Source organism: Pedobacter cryoconitis, from assembly GCF_001590605.1.
GTDB classification, from domain to species: domain Bacteria; phylum Bacteroidota; class Bacteroidia; order Sphingobacteriales; family Sphingobacteriaceae; genus Pedobacter; species Pedobacter cryoconitis_A.
In genome coordinates, this window is record NZ_CP014504.1 from 5,492,159 (window position 1) to 5,504,608 (window position 12,450).

Sequence of the window (12,450 nt, forward strand, 5' to 3'; positions counted from 1 at the left end):
GATTAACAAGAAACCCCCTTGCTGATGCCTTATTTCCATTGGGGATTATTAACTTTGTACCACAAAATTTTATCATTATGCAATACGACGTCGTTATTATTGGTTCTGGTCCTGGTGGTTATGTTAGCGCAATCAGATGTGCACAGTTAGGGTTAAAAACAGCAGTTATAGAAAAATATAAAACTTTTGGTGGAACTTGCTTAAATGTAGGTTGTATTCCATCTAAAGCATTGTTAGACTCTTCGGAGCATTATCATAATGCTGCACATACTTTCACTACCCACGGGATTGACCTGAAGGATCTGACTGTGAATATGCCACAAATGATTGCACGTAAAGATGATGTGGTTGCGCAAAATACAGCAGGTATTACTTACTTGTTCAAAAAGAATAAAATTGACAGTTTTGAAGGTTTAGGTTCTTTTGTAGATAAAAATACAATCAAGATTACCAAAGCTGACGGAACATCTGAAACCATCACCGCTAAAAATGTAGTGATTGCATCGGGTTCTAAGCCTACTGCATTACCATTTTTACCAATAGATAAAAAAAGGATCATTACTTCGACAGAAGCATTAAATATTAAAGAAGTTCCAAAAACGATGATCGTTATTGGTGGTGGGGTAATCGGACTGGAATTAGGTTCTGTTTACGCACGTTTGGGAACTAAGGTATCTGTAGTTGAATATTTGCCTGCTATCATCGCGACAATGGACGCTGGTTTAGGTAAAGAATTACAGCGCGTGTTGAAAAAATCACTGGGTATGGAGTTCTTTATGGGCCATAAAGTAACTGGTGCAACTGCAAAAGGCGAAAAAGTAACTGTTTCTGCGCTGAACGCTAAAGGCGAAGAGGTGAATTTAGAAGCTGATTACTGTATTGTAGCTGTTGGCCGTACCGCTTATACGGAAGGTTTAGGTTTAGAAAATATCGGGATCAAAACTGAAGAACGTGGTCATAAAATCCCTGTAAATGCACATTTAGAAACTGCTGTACAAGGTGTATATGCAATCGGTGATGTGGTTACTGGTGCAATGCTTGCGCATAAGGCGGAAGATGAGGGTATTTTTGTAGCGGAGACTATTGCTGGTCAAAAACCACACATCAACTATAACCTGATCCCGGGAGTTGTTTACACTTGGCCAGAGGTTGCATCGGTAGGTTATACTGAAGAGCAATTAAAAGAAAAAGGTGTAAAGTATAAAGCAGGATCTTTCCCATTCAAAGCCAGTGGACGTGCTAAAGCAAGTATGGATACAGATGGTTTTGTAAAAGTATTAGCGGATGAAGCTACTGATGAAATATTAGGTGTTCATATGATCGGCCCGCGTGCTGCTGATATGATTGCTGAAGCTGTTGTTGCGATGGAATTCCGTGCTTCTGCAGAAGACATCGCAAGAATTTGTCATGCACACCCTACCTATACTGAAGCTATGAAAGAAGCGGCTATGGCTGCGACTGCAAACAGAGCGATTCATATCTAGGATTGGCTATATAATTTATTAAAAACCTGCAGTTTCGACTGCGGGTTTTTTTATGCCCAGTTTTGGATAGGCTTCAGCTAAAGCAGTTACGCCAAGTTGTATGAGTCTGAGGTTTTCTTCCTGATGGCCATGTTGTACTTCTACATTGATATAGGGGATTTTATTTTGCATGGCATAGATAGATAATGAGCCATCATCTACTGCTTCTTCTGATTGCAGGACTACATTAACATCTGCTTTTTTTAAGAGGTTGAATAGCTTTAATTCAGTAACCAGGATCATATCATCTTCATCCATTTCATAGTTGACATGAACAGAGTCTGCTGTACTTCCCAATTCGTTTTCGGGCAGGTAACTCTGAATGCCAAATCCACCGTCTGCATTATTGTGCAGGGTGAATATATAGGTTGATTTTTTTGGGTTGTAAGTCTTGAGAATAGTTTTACCGGTGTTTTTCAGTTCGGCAACTACGGCTTCACTTGATACCCCATATTTCTCCAGGCCGATTGGAATACCTTCATCTGTATAAATACTGTTTGGATCTGTCTGATAAGTGACCTCATCCTGGATGAACTTGAAGTTTCTTGCCCCACCATATTGACAGTCCAGGATGCTGCCGCCATTCATAGCGATGTAATCAAAAGCAGCTTTCACACCGGTATCTTCATTGTCATGGATAGCAAGAAAATTGATACTGGGTGTATTGTAACTGTATTTAATAAGATTCAGTTCCATGTCTCCTAAAAGGAGTTTGGTACTGTCTGTAACCATGCCTTCAAATACTGGAGGATGCTGTGCTTTAACCACAAATGAACAGGTTAAAAGAAAAATAAATACAAGTGTATATTTCATAATTACGTGTTGTGAATTTCTCTAATGCAAAAAAGGAACCACAATGGGTTCCTTTTTGAAATTTATAATGAATGCGCTTAATGCTGTTGATCTAAATCATATTCATGAACTTCTTTATGGTCATAAGGTTCTACCATTAATTCATCAATAGTGACCCCTTTTTTATTGAATCCAAGACGTTCAAGGATACCATCAAAGATCTGGTACATTACCGGTACCACAATCAATGTCAGGAATAATGAACTTAATAATCCTCCAATAATTACCCAGGCCAAACCATTTTTCCATTCTGCACCGGCACCACCTGCAAGTGCAATTGGCAACATACCGATTACCATCGCAATGGTTGTCATCAAAATTGGGCGTAAACGTGCATGATTGGCTAAAACAAGAGCTTCATGTGTAGTTTTACCTTCAGCTTTCATCTGATTGGTAAAATCGACCAGGATAATCGCATTCTTGGCTACCAGTCCGATCAGCATGATCAGACCTAAAATTGTAAATATGTTTAAGGCATTATTTGTTAATGCCAGTGCAAGCAGGGCTCCGATAACCGATAAAGGTATCGAGAACATGACTACAAAAGGATAAACAAAACTGTCATAAAGGGCTACCATAATCAGATAAACGAGAATGATTGAGGCTAACAGCGCTATTCCTAAAGTTCCGAAACCGTCTCCCTGGTTTTCTGCATCACCTGCCCAAACGTAACTTACACCTACAGGTTTTTTAAGTTTACCTGATTTTTCAAGGTCTAATAATTGTTGCTGGAACTCGGCTACAATCGTACCAGTTGGACGACCGATTGACTGTGCTCTTACCGAAACAGAGGTACTCTTGTCTCTTCTTTCCAGCTGACTTGGACCTGAACCATTGGTAATTGCTGCAAACTGAGATAACTTAATTTGTTTGCCAGCTGTATTCACAAAGATCAGATTTCTTACATCATCAATATTTTTACGGTTAAATGTCTGGTAACGGATATTAATGTCATACTCGTATTCTCCTCTACGGAATTTACCGTCTGTATTTCCGCTAAATGCAGTCTGCATGGTTGCACCTACAGTTTGCAGGGTAAGACCAAGAGCTGCCATCTTATCACGGTCTACCTGAACGTTAATTTCGGGGCTACCATTTTCAACAGATAACTTCAGCTCTGCCGAACCTTTGATCTTAGCAAGAATTGCTTTAGCACCTTCTGCATATTTCATTGCACTGTCCAGATCTGAACCCATTACTACCAGTTCAATAGGTGCATTTTCTGCAATACCCAAAATACTGATCGGAACAGTTTTTACTTTAGCACCAACGAGTACTTTGGCCAGTTCACGACTTACTTTTGTTGCATAAATACTCGAGACGTCTTCACGTTTATTGCGTTCAACCAATTTTACATTGATCTCTGATTTATAGGCTGTAGCTTGTGTTCCTCCAAAGTCACCACTTGATTGTCCTACAGTGGTAATCAATTGCAGGATTTCTGGTTTTTTAACCAAGAAGGCTTCTGCTTTTTGCGTCATCAAATTCGTTTGTTCAATAGAAGCATCTTTAGGAAGCTCTATTTGTACAAGGAACTCTCCTTTATCACTTTTAGGGAAAAACTCTGTTCCGATATAACCTGCCGGAATTAGTCCGCATGAGCTAACAAACATCACCAATACGATCGCGATTGTTTTTCCTTTATTGGCTAATGACCAGGTTAAAATACTTGTAATCCAGATTGTGAACTTGCGTAATTGAGCTTCGAACCATAAAATGAAACGGCCGAAGATGTTTTTACCTTCTATCTTCTCTAATTTACCAAAACGGGATGATAAAAGAGGAACGATAGAGAATGAGGTCAGTAAGGAGAGTAACGTCGCAATAATTACCACGACACAAAACTGACGCAGGATGTTGGAAACCAGTCCTGTACTTACAGCAATCGGGAAGAACACTACAACAATAACCAGTGTAATGGATACTACGGTAAAACCAATTTCGCTGGTTGCATCATAGGCTGCACGTACTTTATTCTTACCCATTTCCATGTGGCGGTAAATATTCTCCAATACCACAATCGCATCATCCACTAAAATACCAACGACCAGGGATAAGCCCAGCAGTGACATCAGGTTTAAGGTATAACCTAATACACTGATCCCGATAAAGGTTGCAATCAGGGAGGCTGGAATAGAAACCATAACAATCAATGCATTTCTGATACTATGCAGGAAAAAGAGCATTACAAAAGCTACCAGAACAATTGCAAGCAATAAATCATGGATTACCGCATCAGCAGATTCTAAAGTGAAAATAGAACTATCATTTGCAATGATTATTTTCAAATCGTTTTTAGCATAATCTTTCTGCAAAGTTTCAATCACCTTATGTACGCTTTTACTTACCTCTACGGCATTTGCGTCCGATTGTTTGATGATTTGTATTGCGATAGCTCCTTTGCGGTCTATACGTGCTAATTTCTCTACTTCTTTCTGTGCGTCCCTTACGTCTGCGATATCCTGCAAACGGATCTGTGCGCCGTCTTTTCCTGTACCTACAACTAACTTACGCAGTTCATCTACGTTTTTGTATTTACCAGATAAACGGATTAAGATATCCTGGTCATGTGTTTTTACACTACCAGTAGGGAAGTCGAGGTTGGAGGTTAAAATTGACTGCTGAACTTGTAAAACTGATAAACCATATCCCTGAATCTTGTCTGCATCCAGGCCCACTTCAATTTCACGTTCTTGCCCACCTACCAGATTCACCTGTGCAACACCGTTTACCCTTGAAATAATCGGAGCAATACGTTTGTCGATCAGATCATAGAAGGATGCATCATCCATTTTCGCAGATGCTGACATTGTGATTACTGGTAAGTCATCTAAGGAGAACTTATTTAATGAAGGTGGTTTTACATCGGTTGGTAAATCCTTCAGAATGGAGTTTACTTTACGCTGTGCTTCGTTTAATGATAAATCCACATTGGCTTTATCATTCAGGGTGATCGTCACAACGGATAAACTTTCGTAAGAGACCGCATTCAGTTTCTTGATATTCTCCATGGAGGATACCGCATCTTCAATTTTCTTGGTTACGGTATTTTCTACCTCACTTGGTGAGGCGCCCGGATATACCGTGGAAATAGACACTACATTCTGAGAGAATTTGGGCAGCAACTCATAACTTAAAGAGAAGTAGCTCAATAAACCCAGCAATGTCAGTACGCTGAAGACAACGATGACAAGTGAAGGTCTTTTTATTGATATTTCTGTTAATTTCATCTATATATAGATTTATATGCTGATCTGATATTATTTTATAATTGCAACAGGGCTGCCATCAACTAAATTGATCTGTCCGCTGATGATTACTGTTTCACCTTCTTTCAGGCCATCAAGAATTTCTACCTGATCACCAATAATTCTGCCTGCAACTACTTTACGTTGTTTTGCTGTATTTCCTTCCCCAAGAACGAAAACTTCGTTACTGCTTACACTACCCACAAATGAACCGCGGGGAATAGTAATGGTTGCCACCTGAGCCGGGAACTTGAAAATGGCAGTTCCGTACATCCCTGCTTTGATAGTGTTTTTGTGGTTATTGTCCACTTCAATTTCAATAGGGAAATTTAACGTTTCATCTGCTTTAGCAGCGATGAAAGTAATTTTACCTGAGAAGTTATCAGAAGGGAATACATTTGATTTAATTTGTACGGTTTCACCTACTTTAAGGTTAGCAACCTGTCCTTCGTTTACATTCACTTTCAATTTTAACTTTGAAACGTCAACCAGTTCAAACAACTGCGTACCCTGTGCTGTAACGAAAGCACCGGTCTCAATGTATTTCTTATTCACTATACCATCAATCGGAGATTTGATATTCGCATCACTTACTCTTCTTGCAGAACCTTGTAGTCTTAGTTTTGCATTTCTTGTAGCCAGTTTTGCCTGGTCGAGTTGCTGTTGTGTAACACCACCAGTTTTGAAAGAGCTTACATATCTGGCTTCATCTCTGATCGCATTGTCTAATGCAGCTTGTGCAGTTTCTTTATCTGTATTGATAATCTCAGCATCAATATGTGCCAAAATCTGTCCTTTATGTACGCGGTCGCCTTCTTCTACATATATTTTTGTGATACGGCCTGCATTTTCTGACAAAAAGTTCAATTCTTTTTTTGGTATAAAATTACCATTTGCACTAAAATCCAAATCAACGGCTACTTTTTTCACTGGAGCCACGCGTACACTGATAGCACCACTTCCCTGAGCTACCAAAGCCGTTTGCGCGTCATTTTTCTTCTTATTGTTTTTAAGTACCAAAGCAATAGCTCCGATAACAACTATAATTAGAATGACTGTTATAATTCCTCTTTTCATTTTAATAGTGATTTTATATTTCCGTTTGATTTGATTAGTTGGATTTCGGCAATTTTATAGTTCAGTAATGCCTGAGTATAGCTGTTTTGTGCAGACGTTAAGGCATTTTCGGTATCCAGAAGATCAGTTAATGCAGCAAGTCCGTTATTGTAATTGTTTTGCGTGCTGTTATAAATTTCCTGTGCCAGCAGTACATTCTGGCGTTGTGCTTTAATCGTATTAATATTGTTTTTCAATTGAATCTTTGCATTTTCATACGCAAGGTTCAACGTGTTTTTAGTGTCTCTGATATCCTCGTCGTTTTTCCTGAGATTTACATCGGCCTGACGGATTTTTGAGCGTGTAGCAAAACCACTGAATATTGGTATTTTTAAAGCTAATCCTATAGCAGAAGCATCATAGTAAAAAGCACTTCCATGCCTGTTGAATAAGTCGAATTTATCACTTTGACCGGTTTTTGATAAGTTAGCTGTCAAAGAAAGTTGCGGATAATACTCAGCAACATAAGCTTTACGCTGCAGGCCTAATAGATCTTTCTGAACATTCAATAATCTGATTTCTGTTCTGTTTTCAAGGTCAACACTGTCTGCCATTACTGGTAGCGTTTCTACTTTACTAAATTCATCAGGTGGCAAATTGATTGCAGCCGAAACAGGCATACCCATGGAGTATTTCAATTGGTTTTCTAATTGTACTACTGCATTAATGGTTTGCTCACGTTGTGTCTCCAGATTAGTTAAATTAACTTTGATCCGGTCCACATCGATTTTCTTAGCTAAGCCGTTCTGATATTGATTCGCAATAATTTTCTCTACAACTTTAACATTTTTGATGTTAGTGTCTATCACATTTAACTGTTGTCTGCTCACTAAAACCTGGTAATAGTTATTGGCTACCAGTTCAATAATTTGTTCTTCAGTTAGATTTGCATTCAGATTGTAGTACTTTTCACTGGTCTTTGAAGCTTGCAGGCCAGTGAAAACCTGTTGATTGAATAATTGCTGACTTAGCTGTATGCCTGCATTGGAATTCCACTTTCTTCCTAAAGTAAACGCCTGATCACCAAAAACAAGCTGTCCGATTATCGGGTTATAGGTTAATCCGGCATTTGCAGAAATTTGTGGCAGTGCTTGTGCTCTTACTTCCTGTGTTTTGTATCTGCCACCATCGATATCCAGTTTTGCTTTACGCACATTTGTATTGTTTTCGATGGCAAAATTAAGCGCATCTCTCAGCGTAAGCCGTTCCTGCGCATTCACCAGGTTGGCAAACAGCAGACAGAGCATTAAGATGGGAATTGATTTTACTCTTTTAGTCATGATCGTGGTTTTCGTGTAATGGGGCTGATTTTAGTTTTTTAATCCTTTGATGAATATTTTAGAGAGACTTATTTGTTTTTCCTTCATAATTTTTAATTCCTTTTTTCCCGGGAAAAGTTCTTTATTTCCATGCATGACACATAAAGAAGTCAAACCAGATTGGCATGATAAGTATAATTCGGCTAGTTTAGAGATATCTTCTTGCGGAGCGATTTCTTTATTTTCTACAGCCATTTCAAATATTTTTTTGTGAAACTCAACATTTTTCTCTAACATTTTTTCTAAATATGATTTTAATTCAACTGAGTTCAGTGAAGAATCTGGATTTCCATTAGATAAATGCAGCATATAATAGCGCAGGAAAAAGCGGTGTTTGATTTCTACAATGTTCAACAATGTAGTTTCAATGTTGGATGATTGTTTTAAATCGGCATATAAAACATCGAAATAATCTTTGAAAATCCGTTCAACTACACCGAGAATCAAACTGGTTTTATCTGGAAAATAATAATACAATGAAGGCTTAGAGACAGATAGATCTTCTGCTATTTCATTCATTGTCGTTTTGTTGATGCCAAAATGTATAAAACGCTTTATTGCACCCTCTATAATTAGCTCCCTTTTTTTATCCGTTTCTGCCATTTTACTTTTTTACCTTCTGACTTTATTATATGTAAAGTCAAAAGTATGGCAAGCTTTTCTAATAAAGAAACTTTAGGACAAAAACAAGTATTATTTAGGGAGAAATGACAATAATATGACTTTAATAAAGCGTATTAAACCGTTTTTGTTGACTTTCAGTCCATTATAAGCTTGTTGTAACGGATGAATGGTAGTTTTGTGACTTAAATATGTTCTTAGGCCGCAGGCTTTAGACCCGCCAGAAATATTTCAGCGAATCTTTTTTCTTTCAAAAAGATAAGTTTAAATTGTTCTTTTCCAGGAAAAATGTTCCGTGCACGGTTAAGTATATTGAAGTGGATGCCAGACACGGCTTCCACAAAAATTTCAGTGGTGAAAGGAATATCCTTGATGGAGAATTCTCCGGATGTATCACCTTTAGTTAATAATCCAGTAATGATTTTAAGTTCGAATGCCCTGGCGCGCTGAAATTTTTCATAAAGTGCTTCCGGAAGTTCCGGACCAATCATTTGTGTGTATTCAAGCAGGTTATAGTATTTTTGTGTAAATGCCTGTCTTTTCTGTAACAGCATCAGGATACCTTCTGTAGCGGTAGAGGTCTTCTCTACGGACTTAATGAGGTCTCTGCTGATGGTATGCATCATATGTTCAATTACACTGACATACAAGCTCAATTTGTCGGGGAAATAATAATAGAGTAACGCTTTTGAAAAAGCAATATCTTTTGCGATTTCAGTCATCGTAGTTTTTGCGAGTCCGTAGTGTGCAAATCTCTTTAGTGCAGCGTCTATAATTAAAAGTCTTTTTCTATCTTGATTTTCCATTGTGAATGAGCGATGCTTTTTTCTAGGAGCGTGCTGGCTTGAATTAGGGTTAGAATCGGATGTAAATTATGCAAATTTATTAAATATTATATTTAACATATTTATTACACAGCCTAACAATTACATTTGCGGTAAATAATTCTAATAATTCTTATGCTTGTATTACAAGAAAATATATCCCTTAAACCTTACAATACTTTTGGTATTGATGTCAAAGCGCGCTTCTTTGTTGAAATCTTTACTGAAAACGACCTGGTAGAACTAAGGAATCATCCGGTATTCAAAGCCAATAAATTGCTGGTACTTGGAGGGGGGAGTAATGTGCTTTTTACTGAAGACTATGCTGGTCTGGTGTTGAAGGTCAGTATTCCTGATATTATTGCCGAAGTTACAGATAGTCAGGTTTTTGTTACTGCTGGAGCAGGTGTAATATGGAATGATCTGGTGAACTATTGCGTAGAGAATGGTTTTGCAGGAATGGAAAATTTAAGTCTTATTCCAGGGACTGTAGGTGCGTCTCCGGTCCAGAATATAGGTGCCTATGGAGTAGAACTTAAAGATGTATTTGAATCTTGTGAGGCATTTGAACTGTCTACAGGTGAGCTTAAGAATTTTGAGTATGATGATTGCCATTTCGCTTACAGAGACAGTGTTTTTAAAAATGAATTAAAAGGTCAATATATTATTACGCGTGTCAATTTCAGACTATTTACCCGTATCAGAATCAATTCTCAGTATGGTGCTATACAATCGCTGCTTGCTGAAAGAAGAATTACACATCCTACAATCACAGATATTTCAAAGATTGTTGCAGAGATCAGAGTAAGTAAATTGCCAGATCCGTCAACCATCGGTAATGCGGGAAGTTTCTTTAAGAACCCTATAATTGAACGTTCGAAATTTGAAGGGTTAAAACATGATTTTCCTGCAATGATCAGTTACCCGGTTGGCCAGGATAAAGTTAAACTTGCAGCAGGCTGGCTTATCGAGCAGTGTGGTTTTAAAGGAATTACTGAAGGCCATACTGGAACCTGGAAAAATCAGGCATTAGTGCTGGTTAACCATGGTGGTGCAACTGGTAAGGAAGTGTATAGTTTTTCAGAAAAAATTATAGACACTGTATGTTCTAAATTTGATGTAAAACTGGAACGGGAAGTGAATATCCTGTAACAATTGTGTGATTTTCACAACTATAAGAGTTTTTTTCATGGTTAAACAATTAAATCTATGTGTTTAACCATGAATCATTTTTTTGGTACATATGTTGTATAAGTGTTAATATACAAGATTAAACAAACTCGATAACGCCACTTTTTAAAAAGTCTTGTTTGCTTGCTTTTTTAACCTTAAAACTTAAACACTATGACAAAAAATGAATTCAACCTTCAGCTTCACAACCACTCGGTTTCCTTGCAGTCATTCGCTTTAAATTTTACTAAAGATATTGAAGATGCAAACGACTTAGTTCAGGATACTATGCTGAAAGCGGTTACCTATTACAGTAAGTTTAAAGAAGGAACAAATTTGAAAGGGTGGTTATTCACCATCATGAAAAATACCTTTATTAACAATTACAGACGTTTGGTTAAAACAAATGCATTAATTACTAAATCTGAGGATATTTCATCTGCAAATTTGCATTATAGTGCCACTAAAAATACAATAGATAGTAAGTTTATTATTGGTGATATTAATAAGGCTTTAGCTACTTTACAGCCTGAATACTATGTGCCTTTCATTAAATATTTTGAAGGCTATAAATATCATGAGATTGCAGATATGCTTGAAATTCCAATCGGTACAGTAAAAACAAGAATCCACGTAGCCCGTCAGATCTTGAAAAAGTACCTTAAAACATATTCAAAAGAGATTTTGGGAACAGAAATCGTTTAGATACTCTTTTTCTTTTAATGAAAAGCAGCTATATGAAAAATAGCTGCTTTTTTTTTGGGATATTGGCAGAGGAAAAAGAAAGTGGTTTAGTCGGATCAAAAGTATATTTTTGGTCTTCAGACTTATCCTGTTAAATGAACTATACTTATTTATTGATTAACCTGGCACTTTTGTTATTGCCGGTTTTACTATTTTCTATCCGGCAACTGAACTTTACTGACAATAGTAAATTCATAATTCTTGCTGTTTTAATCAGCGTTTTTGCTTTCTCTATTCCTACGGAATTTATGACGCAATTAAAAGTGATTGTATTTAATCCGCCTTACCTGAGTGGAATGACTTTATGGCAATTACCAGTGGAAGAGTTGCTGTTGTTGTTTCTTTTACCTTTAAGCGGGATAGCGGTTTACCTGTTCCTTAATCATCGTTTTCCAGACAATGGTCCTGAAAAATATAGCCTGGCTTTTAGCAACATTATGTTGGGTGTATGTATTGCTATGCTCTATTTTGGCCATCAAAAGTTATATACACTTTTTACATTTTCGATTCTGTTTGTATTTATCCTTTATATCGAATATGTGAATAGCATCAGATTTATGTACCGTTTTTACCGCGCATTCCTGGTGACCTTAATCCCATTTTATATCGTATATGGTGTGCTGGCTAATTTGCCTGTTTTACAATATAACAGCGCTGAAACATTGAACTTTAATCAGTTTAATATTCCTTTTGAAACTCCTTTTTATTTTATGGGGATGTTATTGCTGAGTATTTATCTTTTTGAGTTTTTTAAATTAAGATCACGTCGTTAATGGAGCTGCCAGAATTCACTAAACAACAATTGGCGTTGAGAAATGGACAGGACAAGCCGCAAATATGGGTGGCTTACCTTGGGTTGATCTATGACGTTGGGGAAAGCCGGCTGTGGAAAAATGGAAAGCATTATGAGCATTGGGCCGGACAGGATCTAACTGATGAATTAGCAGATGCACCACATTCAGAAACTGTATTTGAAAAGTTTACCGCAATTGGTAAACTGAAAAGTTACTAAAAAAGCATCAGTCAGTTAAGC

At 37.4% G+C, this 12,450-nt stretch carries 11 protein-coding genes; 5 read left to right on the forward strand and 6 right to left on the reverse strand.

Annotation, left to right across the window (positions count from 1 at the left end; genetic code table 11):
* Window positions 1-77: 77 nt before the first annotated feature.
* Window positions 78-1,484 carry a dihydrolipoyl dehydrogenase gene (lpdA, locus tag AY601_RS23290; RefSeq protein WP_068405851.1) on the forward strand — a complete coding sequence of 469 codons (1,407 nt, stop codon included), beginning with the start codon at window positions 78-80 and terminating at the stop codon, window positions 1,482-1,484.
* A gap of 18 nt (window positions 1,485-1,502) precedes the next feature.
* Here the strand turns inward: lpdA and AY601_RS23295 are convergent, their stop codons facing one another.
* The 6 genes from AY601_RS23295 to AY601_RS23320 form a co-directional block, all read right to left on the reverse strand.
* Window positions 1,503-2,336 carry a hypothetical protein gene (locus AY601_RS23295; protein WP_157288073.1) on the reverse strand — a complete coding sequence of 278 codons (834 nt, stop codon included), beginning with the start codon at window positions 2,334-2,336 and terminating at the stop codon, window positions 1,503-1,505.
* Between the two features lie 77 nt (window positions 2,337-2,413).
* Window positions 2,414-5,605, reverse strand: coding sequence for an efflux RND transporter permease subunit (locus AY601_RS23300; protein WP_068405856.1), 3,192 nt, complete (start codon window positions 5,603-5,605; stop codon window positions 2,414-2,416).
* A gap of 30 nt (window positions 5,606-5,635) precedes the next feature.
* Window positions 5,636-6,700, reverse strand: a complete 1,065-nt coding sequence (locus AY601_RS23305; protein ID WP_068405860.1) for an efflux RND transporter periplasmic adaptor subunit — start codon at window positions 6,698-6,700, stop codon at window positions 5,636-5,638.
* Complete coding sequence (locus AY601_RS23310) at window positions 6,697-8,019, reverse strand: TolC family protein (RefSeq protein ID WP_068405863.1); 1,323 nt, start codon at window positions 8,017-8,019, stop codon at window positions 6,697-6,699. The genes AY601_RS23305 and AY601_RS23310 overlap by 4 nt, the downstream gene beginning before the upstream one ends.
* A gap of 30 nt (window positions 8,020-8,049) precedes the next feature.
* Window positions 8,050-8,661 carry a TetR/AcrR family transcriptional regulator gene (locus AY601_RS23315; RefSeq protein ID WP_068405866.1) on the reverse strand — a complete coding sequence of 204 codons (612 nt, stop codon included), beginning with the start codon at window positions 8,659-8,661 and terminating at the stop codon, window positions 8,050-8,052.
* Between the two features lie 215 nt (window positions 8,662-8,876).
* Window positions 8,877-9,485 carry a TetR/AcrR family transcriptional regulator gene (locus AY601_RS23320; RefSeq protein WP_068405870.1) on the reverse strand — a complete coding sequence of 203 codons (609 nt, stop codon included), beginning with the start codon at window positions 9,483-9,485 and terminating at the stop codon, window positions 8,877-8,879.
* A gap of 153 nt (window positions 9,486-9,638) precedes the next feature.
* On the opposite strand from AY601_RS23320, the gene murB reads away from it, so the two are divergent.
* The 4 genes from murB (at window position 9,639) to AY601_RS23340 (ending at window position 12,429) form a co-directional block, all read left to right on the forward strand.
* Complete coding sequence (gene murB / locus AY601_RS23325) at window positions 9,639-10,655, forward strand: UDP-N-acetylmuramate dehydrogenase (RefSeq protein ID WP_068405873.1); 1,017 nt, start codon at window positions 9,639-9,641, stop codon at window positions 10,653-10,655.
* Window positions 10,656-10,847: 192 nt separating this feature from the next.
* Window positions 10,848-11,378: an RNA polymerase sigma factor gene (locus tag AY601_RS23330; protein WP_068405876.1), complete on the forward strand. Its 531-nt coding sequence runs from the start codon at window positions 10,848-10,850 to the stop codon at window positions 11,376-11,378.
* 134 nt (window positions 11,379-11,512) lie between these two features.
* A complete protein-coding gene (locus tag AY601_RS23335; RefSeq protein ID WP_068405879.1) occupies window positions 11,513-12,190 on the forward strand; it encodes a lycopene cyclase domain-containing protein in 678 nt (225 codons plus the stop codon).
* Complete coding sequence (locus AY601_RS23340; protein ID WP_068405882.1) at window positions 12,190-12,429, forward strand: cytochrome b5 domain-containing protein; 240 nt, start codon at window positions 12,190-12,192, stop codon at window positions 12,427-12,429. The genes AY601_RS23335 and AY601_RS23340 overlap by 1 nt, the downstream gene beginning before the upstream one ends.
* Window positions 12,430-12,450: the final 21 nt, after the last annotated feature.